General features: G+C 69.8%; 14 protein-coding genes. 7 read left to right on the top strand and 7 right to left on the bottom strand.

Going from position 1 to position 19,078, the window contains the following annotated elements; all coding sequences use genetic code 11:
* Positions 1 to 36 precede the first annotated feature (36 nt).
* Both DDF62_RS00400 and DDF62_RS00395 read right to left on the bottom strand, forming a co-directional pair.
* Positions 37 to 825, bottom strand: a complete 789-nt coding sequence (locus tag DDF62_RS00400) for an alpha/beta hydrolase (protein ID WP_116487263.1) — start codon at positions 823 to 825, stop codon at positions 37 to 39.
* The gene (locus tag DDF62_RS00395; protein ID WP_116487262.1) at positions 825 to 2,339 is read right to left on the bottom strand and encodes an aldehyde dehydrogenase family protein; all 1,515 of its coding nucleotides are present in this window, start codon (positions 2,337 to 2,339) and stop codon (positions 825 to 827) included. Before DDF62_RS00395 ends, DDF62_RS00400 begins: the two co-directional genes overlap by 1 nt.
* Before the next feature lie 174 nt (positions 2,340 to 2,513).
* On the opposite strand from DDF62_RS00395, the gene DDF62_RS00390 reads away from it, so the two are divergent.
* Positions 2,514 to 3,596 (top strand): serine hydrolase domain-containing protein, encoded by a 1,083-nt coding sequence (locus DDF62_RS00390; RefSeq protein WP_116487261.1) that lies wholly within the window; start codon positions 2,514 to 2,516, stop codon positions 3,594 to 3,596.
* Positions 3,597 to 4,287: 691 nt separating this feature from the next.
* Here the strand turns inward: DDF62_RS00390 and DDF62_RS00385 are convergent.
* Positions 4,288 to 5,811: an aldehyde dehydrogenase family protein gene (locus tag DDF62_RS00385; protein WP_116487260.1), complete on the bottom strand. Its 1,524-nt coding sequence runs from the start codon at positions 5,809 to 5,811 to the stop codon at positions 4,288 to 4,290.
* Between the two features lie 179 nt (positions 5,812 to 5,990).
* On the opposite strand from DDF62_RS00385, the gene DDF62_RS00380 reads away from it, so the two are divergent.
* Positions 5,991 to 7,241: an MFS transporter gene (locus DDF62_RS00380; protein ID WP_116487259.1), complete on the top strand. Its 1,251-nt coding sequence runs from the start codon at positions 5,991 to 5,993 to the stop codon at positions 7,239 to 7,241.
* An 11-nt stretch (positions 7,242 to 7,252) separates the two neighbouring features.
* On the opposite strand, the gene DDF62_RS00375 is transcribed toward DDF62_RS00380, so the two are convergent.
* A complete protein-coding gene (locus DDF62_RS00375) occupies positions 7,253 to 8,047 on the bottom strand; it encodes an IclR family transcriptional regulator domain-containing protein (protein ID WP_116487258.1) in 795 nt (264 codons plus the stop codon).
* Positions 8,048 to 8,276: 229 nt separating this feature from the next.
* Between DDF62_RS00375 and DDF62_RS00370 the strand changes: the two genes are divergently transcribed.
* A complete protein-coding gene (locus DDF62_RS00370) occupies positions 8,277 to 9,410 on the top strand; it encodes a serine hydrolase domain-containing protein (RefSeq protein WP_116487257.1) in 1,134 nt (377 codons plus the stop codon).
* On the opposite strand, the gene DDF62_RS25450 is transcribed toward DDF62_RS00370, so the two are convergent.
* The gene (locus tag DDF62_RS25450) at positions 9,407 to 9,559 is read right to left on the bottom strand and encodes a hypothetical protein (RefSeq protein ID WP_165832136.1); all 153 of its coding nucleotides are present in this window, start codon (positions 9,557 to 9,559) and stop codon (positions 9,407 to 9,409) included. The two genes, DDF62_RS00370 and DDF62_RS25450, sit on opposite strands and share 4 nt — an antisense overlap.
* Before the next feature lie 139 nt (positions 9,560 to 9,698).
* On the opposite strand from DDF62_RS25450, the gene arsC reads away from it, so the two are divergent.
* The 3 genes from arsC to DDF62_RS00355 all read left to right on the top strand — a co-directional run bounded on the left by arsC (position 9,699) and on the right by DDF62_RS00355 (position 13,761).
* Positions 9,699 to 10,082 carry an arsenate reductase (glutaredoxin) gene (gene arsC, locus DDF62_RS00365; RefSeq protein WP_116487256.1) on the top strand — a complete coding sequence of 128 codons (384 nt, stop codon included), beginning with the start codon at positions 9,699 to 9,701 and terminating at the stop codon, positions 10,080 to 10,082.
* A gap of 175 nt (positions 10,083 to 10,257) precedes the next feature.
* Positions 10,258 to 11,298, top strand: coding sequence for a substrate-binding domain-containing protein (locus tag DDF62_RS00360; RefSeq protein ID WP_116487255.1), 1,041 nt, complete (start codon positions 10,258 to 10,260; stop codon positions 11,296 to 11,298).
* A gap of 321 nt (positions 11,299 to 11,619) precedes the next feature.
* Complete coding sequence (locus tag DDF62_RS00355) at positions 11,620 to 13,761, top strand: DEAD/DEAH box helicase (protein WP_116487254.1); 2,142 nt, start codon at positions 11,620 to 11,622, stop codon at positions 13,759 to 13,761.
* A gap of 106 nt (positions 13,762 to 13,867) precedes the next feature.
* Here DDF62_RS00355 and DDF62_RS00350 read toward each other — a convergent pair whose 3' ends face one another.
* Positions 13,868 to 15,046 carry a BaiN/RdsA family NAD(P)/FAD-dependent oxidoreductase gene (locus DDF62_RS00350; protein ID WP_116487253.1) on the bottom strand — a complete coding sequence of 393 codons (1,179 nt, stop codon included), beginning with the start codon at positions 15,044 to 15,046 and terminating at the stop codon, positions 13,868 to 13,870.
* 158 nt (positions 15,047 to 15,204) lie between these two features.
* A complete protein-coding gene (locus DDF62_RS00345) occupies positions 15,205 to 17,025 on the bottom strand; it encodes a methyl-accepting chemotaxis protein (protein WP_116487252.1) in 1,821 nt (606 codons plus the stop codon).
* Positions 17,026 to 17,178: 153 nt separating this feature from the next.
* On the opposite strand from DDF62_RS00345, the gene DDF62_RS00340 reads away from it, so the two are divergent.
* Positions 17,179 to 18,501, top strand: a complete 1,323-nt coding sequence (locus DDF62_RS00340) for an Hsp70 family protein (RefSeq protein ID WP_116487251.1) — start codon at positions 17,179 to 17,181, stop codon at positions 18,499 to 18,501.
* The last annotated feature ends 577 nt before the right edge of the window (positions 18,502 to 19,078 follow it).

The following is a 19,078-nucleotide window of genomic DNA, read 5'->3' as shown; positions in this document are numbered from 1 at the left end:
CTGAAAGGCGTGTCGGACCCGCTATCCGCACAACGGTCAGCGGGTGGTGAAGCTTGCATCGCTCGACCGGGCGGCGATGCGGGCGGCCGCCGAAGCCTCGCCGGCGGCATGGGCCAGGACCAGATCCGCCGAAGCCGCCAGGGCCTGTGCGAAGCCCTCCGCCTGGGCCGGACCGGGCAGTTCGGGCCGGCAGATCAGCCCGCCGAAATAGTGGTCCACGCCCGGCAGCACGAGCGCGTGGCGGTTTCCCGCCGGCGGCGCCTCGTAGGCGATCAGGCGCATGCGCCAGTCGTCGACGAAGCCCGGCAGCACGTCGGCGTCGCCGGTCTGCACCAGCAGCGGCGCGGCGGTGCTTGCAAAGCCCTCGGGTCCGATCAGCGGCGGCGTGGCCGGCGGCGGCGACAGGGCGACCACGGCCTTGACGCGCGGATCCAGCGTCGGCGCGCCGGGCGGCGCCAGCACGCCGGCTCCGCCGGCCGCCAGGGCAAGCAAGGCGCCGAACGAGTGGCCGGCGGCGGCGAGGCCGAAAGCCCCCTGCTCGGCCAGCCAGTCCAGGGTCGCGGCCTGGTCCTCCAGGCGCGTGCGCCAGACGGCGGCCTGGTCGTAGACCTCTCGTTGCGGGTGGTCGGTGCTGTCCACGTGCAGGGGCGCTGCGACCAGCAGGCCCGCCGCGGCCCAGCCGTCCAGCAGAGCCGCGTACTTGCCCGGCGCCGAAAAGGCCCCGTGCGAAAAGGAAATGGCCGCCTTGGGCGCCCCCGCGGGCCGCGCCACGACCAGCCCGATGGAGCGATCGCCGATCGCGATCTCGACAGTGTCCAGGCTCATCAGACGACCGCGCAGACCGTCTTCCATTCCAGGTAGCCGTCGAGGGCGACCTGGCCGCTGTCGCGCCCCCAGCCCGAGGCCTTGACCCCGCCGATCGGCAGGGCGTTGTCGTACATCGAGTGGCAGTTGATCCAGACGGTGCCGGCCTTGATGCGGCGCGACAGGCGATGGGCGTGCGACAGGCTCTCGGTCCAGATGCTGGCGGCCAGGCCGAACTCGCTGTCGTTGGCGGCGGCCACCACCTCGTCGATCTCGTCATAGGCCTGCACGACCACCACGGGGCCGAACACCTCCTCGCGGACGATGGCCATGTCGGGAGTCACGCGGGCGACCACGGCCGGCGTCACGAAGGTCCCCTCGTCGCCGCCCTGGACGCCGCCGGTCAGCACCTCGGCCCCGGCCGCGGCCGCACCGGCCACGAAGCCGGCCACGCGGTCGGCCTGCTTGCGCGACACCAAGGGGCCCATGTGGGTGGCCGGATCCAGGCCGTGCCCCAGTTGCAGCCCCTTGGCCTGCCCCGCCACGCCCTCGACCACCCGGTCGTAGATCGAGCGATGGGCGTAGAGGCGCGAGCCGGCCACGCAGACCTGGCCGGCGTTGAAGAAGATGGCGTTGGCCGCGCCGGGGATGGCCAGGTCCAGGTCGGCGTCCGGCAGGATCACCACCGGCGACTTGCCGCCCAGTTCCAGGCTGACCTTCTTGAGGTTGCCCTTGGCCGCGTCGAGGATCGCCCGGCCCGTCGGGGTCGAGCCGGTGAAGGCCACCTTGTCGACGTCCTGGTGCGCCGCCAGCGCCGCGCCGGCCTCGCCGCCCAGGCCCGTGACCAGGTTCAGCACCCCCGCCGGGAAGCCGGCCTGCTGCACCAGCTCGGCAAGCCGCACGGCGGTCAGCGAGGTGTCCTCGGCAGGCTTCAGCACCACGGTGCAGCCGGCGGCCAGGGCCGGCGCCAGCTTCATGGCCGTCAGCACCAGCGGCGAGTTCCACGGCACGATGGCGGCGACCACGCCCACCGGCTCGCGCAGGGTCCAGCTGGCCACCTGCTTGCCGGCCGGCTGGTAGTTGATCGAGCTGTCGATCGTTCGCCCCTCGATGGCCGTCGCCAGGCCCGCATAGTAGCGAAACTGGTTCACCGCGCCGGGGATCTCGGCCCAGCGGCCGACGTACAGCGGCTTGCCCTGGTCGAGGGTCTCCAGCTCGGCCAGCTCGTCGATATTGGCCTCGATCAGGTCGGCCAGGGTCCACAGCAGGCGCGAGCGCTGCATGGGCGTCAGCGACGGCCACTCGCCGCCGTCGAAGGCCTTGCGGGCGGCCGCCACGGCAGCGTCGACATCGGCCGCCCCGCCCTTGGCGATCTCGGACAGCACCACGCCGGTGGCCGGGTCCTTGGTCGCGAAGGTGTCGCCGCCGGCCGCATCGACCCAGGCGCCGCCGATGAACAGCTGCTTGCGACGCTTGGCGAGGAAGGCTTTCGCCCCCTCCGTCTGAGGTTCGACCGAACGGACGACGAAGGTCATGGCGCACTCCCCGGGACGCTGGAATTCCAGCCTCGACGCTAATCCCCACATCCTCGATTCACAGGGGTCGCGGACGGCCTATCCGCTGTGCGGGCGCCTTTGCGCGCAGGCGTTTGCGAACCGCGCTAGAGCCTAGATTCAAGGCTCGTAACGGATGCTTTTCAGGGGCTTGGGATGACGACGATGAACGGACGCGGCGTGGACGAGATCCACGGCTACGCCCCTCTGCGCCCGGTGGCCGGCGCGGCCGCGCCCGACGCCTCGCCGGTCGTTCCGGGCGGGGTCTCGCAAGGCTCTCTCGACGCCGCCCAGGCCTTCTCCGACGCCCATGACGGCCTGGCTCTGCTGGTCTGGTCCGGGGGCGCCCTGCGTCACGAGGCCTACGCGCCGCACGTCACCGCCGAGAGCCTGTTCGAGACCTTCTCGATGCACAAGTCGGCCCTGGGCCTGCTCTACGGCGCGGCCATCCGCGACGGCGCGATCGCCTCGATCGACGATCCGGTCGGCCTCTACATTTCCGAATGGCGCGACGACCCGCGCGGAGCGATCCCGCTGCGCCACCTCTTGGGCATGAGCTCGGGCCTGACGGTGCACAGCCTCGACAAGGGCGATCCCGTCGCCCTGGCCCTGATGCTTGGCGACAGGATCAGCGAGACGGCCCTGTCGGTGCAGGCCCAGCGCCCCTCCGGCGAGGTCTTCGACTACTACAACGTCGCCGCCCAGGTGGCGGGCCTGGCTTTGTCGCGCGCCGTCGCGGCCAAGGGTCTGGGCGACGCCGCAACCTATCTCTCCAAGGCCCTCTGGAGCCCGATGGGCGGGTCCGACGCCCGGTTGTGGGTCGAGCGCGAGGACGGCGAGCCGCGCTTCTTCGCCGGCCTGCAGGCCCGGGCCCGGGACTGGCTGCAACTGGGTCGCCTGGTCGCCGGCGCCGGCGCCATCGACGGCCGCCAGGTGCTGCCGGCCGACTGGATCGCGACCATCACGGCCGAGAACCCGCTCAATCCCGCCTACGGCCTGCTGGTCTGGCGCGCCGCGCCGATCGAGAACGGCAAGCGCACCTACGGCCCCTCAACCGCCTACGCCGCCCCGCACGGCGCGCCGTTCCTGGCCGACGATCTGGTCTATTTCGACGGCTTCGGCGGCCAGCGCGTCTACGTCTCGCCCTCGCGCGACCTCGTGATCGTCCGCATCGGCCGGCCCAGGCTCGACTTCGACGACGCCGTGCTGCCCAACCTGATCGTCGAGGGACTGGAATAAACCCTCTCCCAGAGGGAGAGGGATCAGGAAGGCGGACGGGGATAGAGCCGCGTCCATCCCCGGCGTTCCGCAAAAACTCCTGAGTAAATCCAACCGCTTGCAACTTCCTCATACGTCTCAATCAGACGCACTGAAACCCGGGCCATAATCATCGGGTCCCGTCGCAGGGAGAGGGCGCGAGGATCCGGCCCGAAGCGTGCGACGTGGATGCGATCGAGCGGGGCTGAAGGAGCGGCGCGAGCCGGGCCTGAAAGCTCAAATGAGGATGGGGGACGTAAACCCAGCCATCGGGAGCTTACCCAAATAGGCTCCCGCCCGTCCGAGGGTCCGCGCCGCATGCACGCCTGGCCGCAAGAAACGGGGGCGCATTGCATGGGGAAGGGACAAAGGGCGGAAGAGGCCCGCGCGTCCCGGCCTGAGGAACAACGATCGCGCGGGGCGTTCTGTCTCGTCGAAACGGTATTTGAAACACACACATCCGGGCGAGGCCCGGACGCCCCGCGCCCTCTCCACTAACTCTGCGCTTTCGCGCGAGAGGCAGCGAGGTCGCGCCCCAAGATCCTCCCCCTCTGGGGGAGGTGGCCCGAAGGGCCGGAGGGGGGCCGTTTTCAGCTTGCGAGGAGCCGGAAGTCACCCCCCCCCACCGATCGCTAACGCGATCGCCTCCCCCACAGGGGGAGGTTCCCAAACCTCACCCCGGGATCACCCCGAGGTTCACGCTCACCGCCTTGGTCTTTAGGTACGAGTCGATGCCCTCGCGCCCGAACTCGCGGCCCCAGCCCGACTGGCGGTTGCCGCCGAACGGGGTCTCGGGGCTCAGCGCCGCGTGGATGTTGACGCCCACCTGGCCGCTGTCGATGGCGCGGGCCATGCGGTGGGCGCGCGACAGGTCCTTGGTCCAGACCGAGCCCGACAGGCCGTAGGTCGTGGCGTTGATCGCCGACAGCAGGGCCTCGTCATCGTCGCCGAAGCTCTGCACGCCCAGCACCGGCCCGAACACCTCTTCCCGCGCCAGGCGCATGTCGGGGGTGACGTCCGCATAGACGGTCGGGGCCACATAGTGCCCCGGACCGGCCGGCACGCCGCCGGCATAGGCCAGGCGCGCGCCCTCGGCCGCCGCGGCCTCGACATGCTCAAGCACCCTGCCCTTCTGCCGGGCCGAGACCAGCGGGCCGATCATCGTCGTCGGATCAAGGCCGGGCCCGACCTTCAGCCAGGCCGCCGTCTGGGCCAGGCCCTCCAGCACCGGCTCCAGCACCTTCTCGTGCACGAAGAGGCGCGTACCGGCCATGCAGTTCTGGCCCGACAGGAAGAAGCAGGCCATAGCCGCCGACGGGATGGCGTCGGCCAGGTCGGCGTCGGGGAAGATCACGAACGGCGACTTGCCGCCCAGCTCCAGGGTGACGCGCTTGAGATCATGGCTGACGGCGCGGACGATCTCCTTGCCCACGGCCGTCGAGCCGGTGAAGGTGATCTTGTCGACGCCCGGATGGGAAACCAGCGCCGCGCCGATCTCGTGGCCCAGGCCGTGGATCAGGTTGAACACGCCGGGCGGGCCGCCGGCCTCCAGCCACAGCCGCGCCACCAGGATCGAGGTCAGCGGCGTCAGCTCGGCGCTCTTCAAGACGAGCGTGCAGCCCGAGGCCAGGGCCGGCGCCAGCTTGAGGATGATCATCGACACCGGCACGTTCCACGGCACGATCGCCCCGACCACGCCCACCGGCTCGCGCACGGTGTAGACGAGGAGGTCCAGCGCCTCGCGGCCGTTGGCCCGCGCCGGGATGGTCGAGCCCTCCAGCTTGGTGGCCAGGCCCGCGTAGTAGCGCACGTAGTCGGCGCAGAATCCCTTGATGGTCGCCCCCGACAGCGCGATCGGCATGCCGTTCTCCAGCGTCTCGATCTCGGCCAGTTGGTCGGCGTCGCGCTCCAGGAGGTCGGCGAAGCGCAGCATGATCCGGGCGCGATCGGCGCCGGAGGTCCGGCTCCAGCCCTTGAAGGCCTTGCGGGCGGCGGCCACGGCCAGGTCCAGGTCCTCGACCGAGGTCGCACGCACCTTGGCGATCACCTGCTCGCTCGCCGGATCCTCGACCTCGATCAGGGTCTCGCCCCGCCCCTCGACGAAAGTCTCGCCGATCAGCTGGCCATGGGCCTCGCCAAGGAAAGCCAAAGCCGCCTTCGAGGGGCCGAAGATCGCTGCGTCGCTGGCGTCCGCCATGGGAAACTCCGTGGGAAGAAACTGAGGTCTGTTGTGAAGCCGGGGCGCATCGGACGCCGCCTTCGCGCGCGCCCTCCCCGCCTGTCGATCAGCCCGCGCGAAACGATGGCGCGCCGCGCGCGGGCCGTCGGATGCTCGACTGGGGACATAGGGGCCAGACGGCCCGGGGGATGTGACGCGTGAGCGAGGTTCGGGACGAATTCCGCAGGGGCTGGCGCGTGGTGCTGGCGGCCGGGGTCGGGGTGGGCTGCGGCATCAGCCTGCAGCAGTATGTCGGCTCGCTGTTCGTGAAGGCCTTGCAGGCCGATCTCGGCTGGACGCGCGGCCAGATCGCCCAGGCCCAGGGCGCGGCCCTGGCGGCCCTGTTCGTCGCCCCGGTGCTGGGCTGGCTGATCGACAAGGTGGGCGTGCGGCCGGTGGCGATGGTCTCCATCGCCCTGCTGGCCGCCGTCTACGCCATGCTCGCGGCCATGCCGCCGTCGCTGGGCGCCTTCTACGGCCTCTTCGCCCTGCTGGTGATCCTGGGCAGCGGCACCGGGCCGATCGGCTACACCCGGGCGGTCAACACCTGGTTCGAAAAGGGCCGCGGCCTGTCGCTGGGCCTGACCCTGACTGGCGTGTCGCTGGTCGCGTCGCTGAGCGCCCCGCTGCTGAACTTCGTCATCACCCATCACGGCTGGCGCGGCGGCTACGCGGCGCTGGCGGCGCTGTCGATCTTCGTCGCCCTGCCCACCGTGTTCCTGGCCCTGTGGGAGCGTCCCCGCTGGCTGGCCAGGAAAGGCGCGACCGAGGGCGAGATCGCCGCCGCCCGGCAGGTGGCTCAGGTCGGCCTGACCGCCGGCCAGGCGCTGAAGACCGGCCGTTTCTGGATCCTGGCCCTGGCCATCCTGCTGGCCACGGCGGGCCTGACCGGCGTCATCAGCCAACTGCAGCCGATCCTCACCGACCAGGGCCTGGACGCCCAGGCCGCCGGCTGGCTGGTGGCCCTGCTGGCCGTGTCGGTCGCCCTGGGGCGGATCGTCGTCGGCTGGGCGGTCGATCGCTTCTGGGCGCCGATCCCCGCCGCCATCGCGCTGGTCCTGCCGGCGCTGGGCGTGGGCCTGCTGGCGATCGGGCACGGCCAGTGGCCGCTGGCGGTGCTGGCCGTGCTGCTGATCGGCGCGGCGCAGGGCGGCGAGGTCGACGTCGCCGCCTTCTTCGTCGCCCGCTACTTCGGCATGCGCTCGTACGGCGCCGTCTACGCCCTGATCGGCGTGGCGATCTCCCTGGGCGTGCCGATCGGCGCGATCGGGATCGGCGCGCTCTACGACCACGACGGCGGCTACGGCCGCGCCCTGGCGATCGCGGCCGCCGGCTTTGTCGCCAGCGGCGCGCTGATCCTCCTGATGGGACGCTATCCGCAATGGGAAACGCCCAAGGAAAAGCCCTGACCGCACCGCCATCAGGCGGCGCGGGACAGCGGCTCCGACAGGTCGCGGCTGATGGCCGCCGCGGCGATCTTCAGCTTGTCGCCGTACTGCTTGACGGCGTCGGGCATCTTCATCGACGAAGAGAAGAACACCAGCACCAGCGCCCCACAGACGCCCTCGCTGTTGAAGATCGGCGCACCGATCGACGAGGTCTTGCCGGGGGTGGCGGTGTAGGGGTTGCGGCCCTTGGTGGCCACGCCCGCCTCGGCGATGTCGGCGAACATGCCGCCGGACTCCGCGTATTGCAGGGTCAGCGGATCGACTTGGCCCTCGCCGGAGCGATAGGCCTCCAGGATAGCCGCCTGCTCCTCCGGCGAGGCGAAGGCGAGATAGGCCTTGCCCGCGGCGCTCTCCAGGATCGGCAGGGTGTAGCCCGGATAGTAGTTGTTCAGCGTCAGCGACGTCATCGTGTGCGTCGAGTCGCGGATCATCATCTGCTGGCCGACGCGCGTGGCGATCGACACCGGCCAGGTCACCTTGGCCGTCAGGTCGACGATGTGCGGGCGGGCGCAGGCCACCAGGCGATCGCTCTCCTGGAACCCGTGCGACAGCGACTGCACCAGCATGGTCGGTCGATAGCGCTTCCGCGCCGGCTCCCGCTCGATCAGCTTCTCGTGCAGCAGCGTCTGCACGATGCGGCAGGCCGTCGGATAGGGAACGCCCGAGGTCTGGGCGATCTCCATCATCGACAGCGAACCACGCCGGTTGATCGCCTGCAGCACCGAGATGCAGCGGCTGATGGCCCTGATCGGCACACCTTTTTCCATCGAAACGCCTCCTCCAGATTCACGCGAACTCCAGACCGTGGCGGCGGGGGTCTGGCGGAAACCACGTCCCGACTATCCGTTCGCCGGATAGCGCAACGAAGCCCCGCAACGGTCGGAGTCGTCTTTTGTGCGTCGCCTGCTCTTTCGCAGGGCGGATATTTGACCACGCGGTCAACGAAGTGGCAATTCGTGGATTTACGGTCAGGCTCACATAACGTCGGAGCCCGAAATGAGCGCTGAAACTTCCGTAACGTCAGCCGACGAGTCCTTGTATCTTCAGCGCTTTCAGGCCGCCGCCAATGCGCCGCAGGAGACTTACGACACGCTCGAGCCCGTGCCTGGCGCGGCCGGGCGCACGCTGATTCCCGCCGCCTCGCCGGCCACGATCGACGCCGCCGCCCTCGACTCGGCCGAGGCCTACGCCCGTGACAGCAATGCAAAGGCCTTCATGGTCTGGCGCGACGGCGTGCTGGAACGCGAGACCTATTTCGCAGGCGCGACCCGCCCGTCCCTGCTGGCGTCCAAGTCGCTGGCCAAGCCACTGACCGCCGTCGCCATCGGCCGCGCCCTCGACCTGGGCGTCATCAAGTCGCTGGACCAGTCGCTCGCCGACTTCATCACCGAGTGGAGGGGCACGCCCAAGGCCGACATCCTGGTGCGCCATACGCTCGACATGCGCACCGGCTTCCTGCCGCAGGGCTTCAGCACCGATCCGGCCAACGTGCTGAACCGGGCCTATCTGCACCCGCGCCACGACGACATCCTGATCAACGACTACCCGCTCGTGAACACGCCGGGCAGCCGCTACGACTACGCCAACGCCACCTCCGAACTGGTGGCCCTGGTGATCGAGCGCGCCACCGGCCGTCGCTACGCCGAGTTCATCTCCGAAGAGGTGCTGAGGCCCATCGAGGCGCCGGGAGGCCAGATCTGGGTCGACCGTCCGGGCGGCCTGGCCCACTCCGGCTGCTGCATCCTGTTGCCGGCCGAAAGCTGGCTGCGTCTCGCCATTCTACTGATCGACGACGGCGTCCATGCCGGAAAGCGCCTGCTGCCCGAGGGCTATGTCGGAGAGATGCGCACCCCGACCGAGCAGAACCCGCACTATGGCCTCGGCGTCTACATCGGCGCGCCCTACGCGGAGCGCCGCGGCTGGGCCGCGCCCGACACGCCCTGGCCCAAGATCCTGCACAGCGAGCCCTACGCCGCCGACGACCTCTATCTCTTCTGCGGCAACTCCAACCAGGTGGTCTACATCGTGCCGTCCAAGCGGCTGATCGTCCTGCGGGTCGGAGACAATCCGCCCAAGTCGCCCGAGTGGGACAACAGCATCCTGCCCAACCTGATCCTGAAAGGACTCTAGCGCTTCCGGCGGAGGGCGACCCGCGCGATCAGCCTGCGCACCTCGCCCTCCTCCACGCCGTCGCGGCGCATCAGAAGACGGACGATCGGCTCGGAAAGCAGCTCGTCGAGCGTGGGGGGCGGGTCGTCCAGACCCCGGTCGTCGCGCATGGGGGCGCTCCTCTGCGGGCGGGGCGTCCCAGTCGCATCGTTGAGAGTGAATCGCAACTACTATTCTGAAGCGACGAACGCGACATGGCCGGTCCGTCCGGCGCCTGCTATCAGCCTCACACCCTGTCGAGAGGCCGCCATGACCGATTTTCCCGTCACCATCTTCCACAATCCCAAGTGCGGAACCTCGCGCAACACCCTGGCCATCATCGAGGCCGCTGGCTACGCGCCGACCGTCGTCGAGTACCTCAAGGCAGGCTGGACGCTGGAACAGCTGAAGGACCTGGCCGCCCGCACCGGCCTCGGCGCCCGCGGCCTGCTGCGCGTCAAGGGCACGCCGGCCCAGGAACTGGGCCTGACCGATCCGGCGACCACCGACGATGCGATCCTGACGGCCATGGTCGAGAACCCGATCCTGGTCGAGCGTCCCATCGTCGTCACGCCCAAGGGCGCGGTGCTGGCGCGGCCCAAGGAGAAGGTGCTCGAGATCCTCGACCGCCACCCGCCGGCGGATGCATCCTGATCCGTGGTCGGACGTTTAGCTGTCGCCTGTCGCAAATCTGTCGCCGAACTGTGACAAATAGCCGGCTTCGCCACCGCTAATCTGCGGTGACGAGGTCGGAGACCGTTCCCCCGAAGGGTCCGCCCGACACGTCCAAGATTCCAATGGCCCCAAGCCGACCATCAGGATGTCGTCCATGAAAGCCTTCCTCGGAGCCGCCGCCGCGCTCGGCCTGCTGGCCCTGGCTCCCAGCGCCCACGCCGCCCGCGACTACGTCTGGGCCGCCGGCTCCTCGACCGTCTTCCCGTTCAGCACCCGCGTCGCCGAAAACTTCGCCAAGAAGACCGGCAAGAAGTCGCCCAAGGTCGAGAGCCTCGGCACCGGCGGCGGCATCAAGATGTTCTGCGGCGGCATGGGCGAAGGCTTCCCCGACATCGCCAACGCCTCGCGTCCGATGAAGAAGTCCGAGTACGAGGCCTGCAAGGCCAAGGGTGTCAAGGACATCATCGAGATCAAGATCGGCTTCGACGGCATCGTCATCGCGATGGACAAGAAGTCGCCCGACTACAACTTCAAGCTCGAGCACCTGTACCTCGGCCTGGCCCAGAACGCCCTGCGTGGCGGCCAGTTCGTGAACAACCCCTACAAGACCTGGAAGGACGTGGGCGCCGGCCTGCCGGCCAACCGCATCCTGGTCTACGGCCCCCCGCCCACCTCGGGCACCCGTGACGCCTGGGTCGAACTGGCCATCGAAGGCGGCGCCAAGAAGTTCCCGACCGCCAAGAAGCTGCACGACAGCGACGAGAAGGGCTTCAAGGCCAAGGTCGACCCGATGCGCAAGGACGGCGCCTGGATCGACGCCGGCGAGAACGACAACGCCATCGTCGGCACCCTGACCAAGACCCCCGGCGCGCTGGGCGTGTTCGGCTTCTCGTTCCTCGAAGAGAACGCCAACGTCATCAAGGGCGCGGCCGTCAACGGCGTGAAGCCCACCCCGCAGACGATCGCCAACGGCACCTACCCCGTCTCGCGCTCGCTCTTCATCTACGTGAAGAAGGGCCAGGTCGGCGTGACGCCGGGCCTGAAGGAATTCCTGAGCGAGTTCGTCTCCGACGCCGCGACCGGTCGCGGCGGCTACCTCCAGGGCCGCGGCCTGATCCCGCTGCCGCCGGCCCAGCACGAAGCCGCCAAGGCCGCCGCCGGCAAGCTGACCCTGATGGCTCCGCCGAAGGCCTGATAAGCTCGATCAAGACCTTGAAAGACGCCCCGTCCGGACCTCCGGGCGGGGCGTTTTCCTTTGACAACCCCTGCGGCCAAAGCGCCGCAGTCGGCGCTAATCGTCGGCCGCCCCTTGCCTTTCTCGGCGGTTTGGCGTCTTAACGCGCCCTTGCAAATGTCCTCGCTGGCTCAAACGCCTCGTTTTGGCGGCCGGAGAGGTTTATTTTCATGACAAGTGACCAATCAGACGGGTCCGGGACAACGGGGTCGTAATTTGGTCGTGGCGCAGGCCGCGGGCGTTTTTGTGTGCGCGCCGCCTGCAGAATCGAACTGGACCAAGATGCCCTTCCCCGCCTCCCACCCCGCTCTTGAGCGGGCCCTCGCTGCTCAGGGTTACGCCGAGCCCACCCCCGTCCAGGCCGCCGTGCTTGAAGCCGACGCCGAAGGCCGCGACCTGCTGGTCAGCGCCCAGACCGGCTCGGGCAAGACCGTGGCTTTCGGCCTCGCCGCCGCCCCGACCCTGCTGGGCGAGGCCGAGCGCCTGCCCAAGGCCGGCCTGCCGATGTGCCTTGTCATCGCCCCGACCCGCGAACTGGCCATGCAGGTCAATCGCGAACTGGAGTGGCTCTACGCCCAAGCCGGCGCTACGGTCGTCAACTGTGTCGGCGGCATGGACGCCCGCCGCGAGCAGCGCGCGCTGAACTTCGGCGCCCACATCGTGGTCGGCACCCCGGGCCGCCTGCGCGACCACATCGAGCGCGGCCACCTCGACCTCTCCGAGCTGAAGGTCGCCGTTCTCGACGAGGCCGACGAGATGCTCGACATGGGCTTCCGCGAAGATCTCGAATTCATTCTCGACGCCGCCCCGGCCGATCGCCGCACGCTGCTGTTCTCGGCCACCCTGGCGCGCGACATCATCGCCCTGGCCAAGAACTATCAGAACGACGCCCTGCGCATCGACACCATCGACCGCAACGAGCCGCACCGCGACATCGAGTACCGCGCCGTGCGCGTGGCGCCGAACGAGACCGAGCATGCGGTCGTCAACCTGCTGCGCTACTTCGAAAGCCCGGGCGCCCTGGTGTTCGCCAACACCCGCGAAAGCGTCCGCTCTCTGCACAGCAAGCTGCGCGAGCGCGGCTTCGACGTCGTCGGCCTTTCCGGCGAACTGAGCCAGCGCGAGCGCGCCGACGCGCTGCAAGCCCTGCGCGACGGTCACGCCCGCGTCTGCGTCGCCACCGACGTCGCCGCCCGCGGTCTCGACCTGCCGGACCTTGGCCTGGTCATCCACGCCGAACTGCCGGTCAACAAGGCGACCCTGCTGCACCGTTCGGGCCGCACCGGCCGGGCCGGCAAGAAGGGCGTCTCGGCGCTCGTCGTGCCCTATACCCGCCGCCGCAAGGCCGAACAGCTGCTGTTCGCCGCCGGCGTCGAAGGCGTCTGGGGCGGCGCCCCGAGCGCCGACGAGATCCGCGCCAAGGACACCGAGCGCCTGCTCGACGATCCGATCTTCGCCGAGGCCTCGAACGAGGAAGACCTGGCCCTGGCCGAAGCCATGCTGGCCAAGCGCACCCCGACCGAGATCGCCGCCGCCCTGATCCGCACCCGTCGCGCCAAGCTGCCGGCTCCGGAAGAAATCTACGACGACCCGCGCCACGGCGCCGATCCGGGTCCGCGCTCGCGCGAGCCGCGCGGCGACCGCGACTTCGCCCCGCGTGACTTCGGCGACCGTCCCGAGCGCGAACCGCGCGTCAGCATGGACGGCTCGGAGTGGTTCCGCATCAGCGTCGGCCGTCGCGGCAACGCCGATCCCAAGTGGCTGATCCCGCTGATCTGCCGCCAAGGCCACATCACCAAGAAGGACATCGGCTCGATCCGGATCTTCGACTACGACACGAAGTTCGAGATCTCGGCCGAAGCGGCGGTGAAGTTCGGCGCGGCGGTGCAGGCTACCGTGCGCGAGGACGTCTCGATCACCCCGACCACGGCTCCGGCTCCGCGCGGCGACGGTCCGCGCGCGCCGCGTCCGCCCCGCAGCTACGACGACGCGCCGCGCGGTCCGCGCGCCAACGCCCCGGGCTCGCGCGATCACACCCCGCGTCCGGGCGGCTACGACCGCGACGGCGTGAGCGGCGCCAAGCCGTACGGACGCGGCGAGGAGCCGAAGGGCGACTACAAGGCCCGTCCGCCTCGCGACGCCAAGCCGCGCGACTTCAAGCCCCGCGATCGCGACGAGGCCCCGCGTCCGTATTCGCCGGTCGACAACGACGGCGCTCCGAAGCGGGCCTACAAGCCCCGCGCCGAAAACCGCGACAACGCCGACGGTCCGCGCGGATACAAGCCGCGTGCGCCCAAGGCGTTCGGCGACGCCCCGGCCAAGCCCTTCAAGGGCAAGCCAGCCTTCGGCGACAAGCCGTTCAAGGGCCCCAAGCCCTTCAAGGCCAAGGGCGAGTTCGGCGGCAAGCCGTTCAAGAAGAAGTAAGCGCGTGGGCCGCCTCTCCTCCGAGAGGCGGCCCAACGTTTATTGGGGCGGGCAATCCTCGATTCGATGCCTTCGGCGACACCTCTCCCAAAGGGAGCGGGTCCTCCTAGACAGCCTGCCCCGCGCACCAGCCCGACGCCCAGGCCCACTGGAAATTGTAGCCGCCGAGCCAGCCGGTGACGTCAACGACCTCGCCGATAAAGTAGAGGCCAGGCACGGTCTTGGTCTCCATCGAGCGCGAATCCAGGCCGTCGGTATCGACCCCGCCCAGCGTCACCTCGGCCGTGCGATAGCCCTCCGAGCCGACCGGCTTGAAGGTCCAGGCGTTGACGACGCTGGCCACGCGGGCCAGCACCTTGTCCGAACAGTCGGCGATATTGCCGGTGATGGCCTCGTCCTCGACGATCTTCTGCGCCAGCCGCTTGGGCACGATCTCGCCGAGCACCGTGTGCAGCGCGCGGCGGCCGTTGGCGGCGCGCTCGGCCTTCAGGGTCGCGAACACGTCGACGCCCGGCGCCATGTCGACGGTGATCTCGCCTCCCTCGCGCCAGTAGGACGAGATCTGCAGGATCGACGGTCCCGACAGGCCCCGATGGGTGAAGAGCATGCCTTCACGAAACTTGGTCTTGCCGCTGGCCACGACGGCGTCGACCGACACGCCCGACAGCGGCGACAGGCGCTCCAGGGTGCGGGCCTCGAAGGTCAGGGGCACCAGGGCCGGGCGCGGTTCGATGATAGCCAGGCCGAACTGGCGGGCGACGTCGTAGCCGACGCCGGTCGCACCCATCTTCGGGATCGACTTGCCGCCGGTGGCGACGACCAGCGAGGCGCAGGCCACGGGGCCGCTCGACAGCTCGACGACGAAACCCTCGCCGGACTTGTCGACGCCCTGGATGGCCGTTTCCAGGCGCAGCACGACGCCGGCGTCGGCCATCTCGTCCAGCAGCATGGCGATGATCTCCTTGGAGGAGCCGTCGCAGAACAGCTGGCCCAGCGTCTTCTCGTGGAAGGCGATGCCGTGCTTCTTCACCAGATCGATGAAGTTGGCCGGGCGATAGCGGCGCAGGGCCGAGACGCAGAACTTCGGATTGGCCGACAGGAAGTTGGCCGGCGCGGCGCCGACATTGGTGAAGTTGCAGCGGCCGCCGCCGCTGATGCGGATCTTCTCGCCGGCCGCCTTGGCGTGGTCGACGATCAGCACCTTGCGACCGCGCTTGCCGGCCTCGATGGCGCACATCATGCCGGCCGCGCCAGCTCCCAGCACCACGACGTCGAACTGTTCCAAGACCCGGCCCTTTCAATTGAGCGCGCCAAGGACGGGTGCGCGGCGGAAATGTCAATGCGAACCGCACGTTGACGCCCTCCGGATACGTCATCCGGTATCGCATCCGAGCTCTCGACGTCGCCGTGACCCGGATCAAGCACGCCAGCGAGCGCTGAGCCCTACCCCGCCATCCGGTAGCCCCGCGCCTCCCTCGCGGCCGACACGCGGAAGCGGCCCGTCATCTCCACAAGGCCGACGATCTCGCTCTTGAGGGCGTGGGCGACGGCGTTGGCTTCCTCGACCATGGCGGCGTTCTGCTGCACGCCCTGGTCCATCTGGTTCACGGCCGAATTGACCTCGTTGAGGCTGACGGCCTGCTCGCCGGCCGAGGCGGCCAGTTCGCGCACCAGGGCGTCGATCTCGCCCACCTTGAAGACGATGCCTTCCAGCGCCTCGCCGGTCTGGCCGACCAGCTTGACCCCCTCGTCGACCTGGCGGGCCGAGGTCGAGATCAGGGTCTTGATCTCCTTGGCCGCATCAGCCGAACGTTGGGCCAGGGCGCGGACCTCCTGGGCGACGACGGCGAAGCCGCGTCCCGCGTCTCCAGCCCGGGCGGCCTCAACACCGGCGTTGAGGGCCAAGAGGTTGGTCTGGAAGGCGATCTCGTCGATGACGCCGATGATCTGGCCGATCTGGCGCGAGGAGCTTTCGATGCCGGTCATGGCCTCGACGGCGCCGCGCACCACCTGGCCGGAGCGCTCGGCGTCGCCGCGGGCCGAGCCGACCACGCGGGCGGCCTCGCCGGCGCCGTGCGACGCCCGCCGGACGGTGGCGGTGATCTCGTCGAGGGCGGCGGCGGTCTCTTCCAGGCCGGCGGCCTGCTGCTCGCTGCGGCGGGCGGTCTGGTCGGCGGCGGCCGCGATCTCGTCCGAGCCCCGGCCGATGCCGTCGACGGCGGCCAGGATCTGGCCCATGGCCTCGTCCAGGTGGCCCATGGCGGCGTTGAAGTCGTCGCGCAGCTGGCGATAGCCGTCAGGGAAGGCCTCGGTGACCCGCACGGTCAGGTCGCCGCGAGACAAGCGCGACAGGCCCTGCGCGATCGCCTCCATGACGAAGGCCTGCTCGCGCGCGGCGGCCTCGCGCGCGGCTTCGTTACGGCCTCGTTCCTCGTCGCCGGCGGCGCGGGAGCGGGCCTGTTCGGCCTGGGCGCTCTTCAGGGCCAGGGCGTTGTCCTTGAAGACCTGCACGGCCTTGGCCATCAGCCCGACCTCGTCGCGGCGACCGGCGCCGGTCACGGCCGTCTCCAGGCGGCCCTCGGCCAGATCGTTCATGGCGCGCGACAGCCCGGCCACCGGCCGCGAGATCTTCACCGCGCCGATCCAGAGGGCGAAGGCCACGCCGCCCAGGGCCGCGGCCACGCCGAACAGCAGGGTCAGCAGCACGCCCCGCCCGGCCTCGGCGCGGGCCGCCGTGACCATGGCGTCGGTCTCCTCGTGATAGTCGTCGCCCCAGGCCTTCACGTCCTTGGCGAGGCCGTCGATCGCGGGATCCATGACGGCCAGATGCACCATGGCACCGGTGTCATCATTGGCCAAACCTTTGTCCGCCGCGCCGCGCGCCTCGGCGTAGAGCGCGTCGATCCGGGCGCGGAAGCCCTCGGCCCGCTCGGCGATCGCCGGATCGAAGCCGGTCATCTTGTCGAGGCTGTCCTTGCCCTCGGCATAGACCTTGTCGAGCTCCTTGGAGGCGGCCTGGGCTTCCGACGAAGCGGCGTCGTAGGTGACGGTGCGGTGGGCGGCATGGCCCATCATGGCCAGGCGGCGGCTGAAGCGGGCCGACTGCACCTCGGCGGGGGCCCGATGCTCGACGAGGCGGCTGGTGGCGGCGTCCAGGCTCTTCTGCTGCCAGACGCCCAGGCCCGTGCAGGCGAGCACGGCCGCGCCCAGCACCACGGCCGGCAGGGCGACCTTCGACGCGATCTTCAGATCGTCGAGCTTCATGTTCGTTTCCCCCCGGATGCTTGTCTTTTCCGCGCCGGATCGCGGTAGTCGAACGCAGTTTTTCGGTTGCGGCGTAAAAACCCCGTTAAGTCGCTTGACCCCCGCGCTCATGGCTGTAGGACGCACGGCCCCTCCCCGGCCCGAGCTAGTTTCATGACGTCCGCCGTCCAGCCGACGATCGGCATCGATTTCGGCACCACCAACACCGTCGTCGCCATCGCCGACGGATCCGGTCCCGCGCGCCTGGTGCGCTTTCCCGTCGGCGAGAAGGACATCTTCGCTTTCCGCTCGGCGCTGAGCTTCCACTCGATGGCCGGCCCGGACGGCCGTCCGACCGAGCGCGTCATCGAGGCCGGCCCCTGGGCCATCGAGGCCTATGTCGAGGATCCGCTGGAAACGCGCTTCGTCCAGTCGTTCAAGACCTTCGCGGCGAGCGCGGCCTTCACCGAGACCAAGATCCTCGACAGGCGCTACCTGTTCGAGGACCTGCTGGCGGCCTTCCTGTTCAAGCTGCGCGACCATGCCGGCGGCCAGATGGCCAACCTGCCGCCGCGGGTGATCGTCGGCCGCCCGGTGACCTTCGCCGGCGGCAATCCCGACGAGAGCCTTGCCCTGAGGCGCTACGAGGCCGCGTTCGAGCGCCTGGGCTTCTCGGATATCCGCTACGCCCACGAGCCGGTCGGGGCGGCCTTCTTCTTCGCCCGCCAGCTGAAGGAGGACGCCACGGTGCTGGTGGCCGACTTCGGCGGCGGCACCAGCGACTTCTCGATCGTGCGGTTCGAGCGCCACGGCGGCCAGCTGCGCTCGGTTCCGCTGGCCCGCTCGGGCGTCGGCGTGGCCGGCGACGCCTTCGACTATCGGATCATCGACAACGTCGTCTCGCCGGAACTGGGCAAGGGCAGCCTCTACAAGGCCATGTCCAGCCGCCTGCCGATCCCGCAGCGCTACTACACCGCCTTCGCCCGCTGGGACCAGCTGGCCATGCTGCGCGCGTCCAAGGACATGCGCGACATCCGCGCCCTGGAGCGCACGGCGGTCGAGCCGGAGAAGATCGCCCGCCTGATCGAGGTGCTCGACGACAACCACGGCTACGCCCTCTACCGCTCGGTCTCGGGCCTGAAGGAGGCGCTGTCGAGCCAGGAAAGCGCGCTGTTCTCATTCAAGGCCGGCTCCGTGGTCATCGAGCGCGACGTGGCGCGTAGCGAATTCGAAGGCTGGATCGCGCCGGAACTGAAGGCCATCGAGACGGCCGTGGACCAGGCGCTGGAGCGCTCGGGCCTGGCCGCCGAGGGCGTGGACCGGGTGTTCCTGACGGGCGGCTCCTCGTTCGTGCCGGCCGTGCGCGACATCTTCCTGCGCCGCTTCGGCGCCGAACGGATCGAGAGCGGCGGCGAATTCGAGTCGATCGCCTCGGGCCTGGCCCTGATCGGGCATGAGCCGGATCTCGACCTCTGGAGCGAGCGGGCGCCGGGATAGATGCTCCCCCTGAAGGGGGAGCTGTCGCCCCCGGGTCCGGCCAAAGGCCGGCCCGAGGATAAACTCCGCCGACTGAGGGGGAAGGGAGTGCTGACGTTGGGGATGTGCTGACCTCATCAGGACCTTCCCCCTCCGGCCCTCCGGGCCACCTCCCCCTTCAGGGGGAGGATCTTTGGCGAGGAACCTCCCCCTCTGGGGGAGGCGGCCGAAGGCCGGTGGGGGGGCGGTTTCAGCTTTCGGGGTGGTGGGTGAGTTCGTAGTCACTCCCCCCACCGATCGCTGCGCGATCACCTCCCCCACGGGGGGAGGTTCCTCAAGACACGGCTTCGCTAGCTCCCGCGTTTGCACGCGTGAGGTCGGGGAGGCGCGGAGCGGCCGGGCGGAGCCCGGGGACCGTGGGTTTGTTTAGCGTTTCGGCTTCGTCGACCGCTCCGCCGCGTCGTTATTCCGAAGGGCCGGAGGCGCGGGTGCTGTTTCAACCCTGGACCCGGCTGTCCCACGGACGGGCAGGACCAATAGCCCCGCGGTAATCCGGCGGCGGCCTCGGCTGATCCTGTTAGGCCGGTTTGAACGATCC

It is taken from the genome of Caulobacter radicis, from assembly GCF_003094615.1.
GTDB classification, from domain to species: domain Bacteria; phylum Pseudomonadota; class Alphaproteobacteria; order Caulobacterales; family Caulobacteraceae; genus Caulobacter; species Caulobacter radicis.
The sequence above is the reverse complement of the archived record's forward strand: the minus strand, read 5'-3'. Positions and strand labels throughout refer to the sequence as shown.

Bases quoted from the DNA above. Each gene is read 5' to 3' on its own strand.
- DDF62_RS00400 (WP_116487263.1), bottom strand. From the start codon at position 825: ATGAGCCTGGACACTGTCGAGATCGCGATCGGCGATCGCTCCATCGGG.
- DDF62_RS00395 (WP_116487262.1), bottom strand. From the start codon at position 2,339: ATGACCTTCGTCGTCCGTTCGGTCGAACCTCAGACGGAGGGGGCGAAA.
- DDF62_RS00390 (WP_116487261.1), top strand. From the start codon at position 2,514: ATGACGACGATGAACGGACGCGGCGTGGACGAGATCCACGGCTACGCC.
- DDF62_RS00385 (WP_116487260.1), bottom strand. From the start codon at position 5,811: ATGGCGGACGCCAGCGACGCAGCGATCTTCGGCCCCTCGAAGGCGGCT.
- DDF62_RS00375 (WP_116487258.1), bottom strand. From the start codon at position 8,047: ATGGAAAAAGGTGTGCCGATCAGGGCCATCAGCCGCTGCATCTCGGTG.
- DDF62_RS00370 (WP_116487257.1), top strand. From the start codon at position 8,277: ATGAGCGCTGAAACTTCCGTAACGTCAGCCGACGAGTCCTTGTATCTT.
- DDF62_RS25450 (WP_165832136.1), bottom strand. From the start codon at position 9,559: ATGCGCGACGACCGGGGTCTGGACGACCCGCCCCCCACGCTCGACGAG.
- arsC (WP_116487256.1), top strand. From the start codon at position 9,699: ATGACCGATTTTCCCGTCACCATCTTCCACAATCCCAAGTGCGGAACC.
- DDF62_RS00360 (WP_116487255.1), top strand. From the start codon at position 10,258: ATGAAAGCCTTCCTCGGAGCCGCCGCCGCGCTCGGCCTGCTGGCCCTG.
- DDF62_RS00355 (WP_116487254.1), top strand. From the start codon at position 11,620: ATGCCCTTCCCCGCCTCCCACCCCGCTCTTGAGCGGGCCCTCGCTGCT.
- DDF62_RS00345 (WP_116487252.1), bottom strand. From the start codon at position 17,025: ATGAAGCTCGACGATCTGAAGATCGCGTCGAAGGTCGCCCTGCCGGCC.
- DDF62_RS00340 (WP_116487251.1), top strand. From the start codon at position 17,179: ATGACGTCCGCCGTCCAGCCGACGATCGGCATCGATTTCGGCACCACC.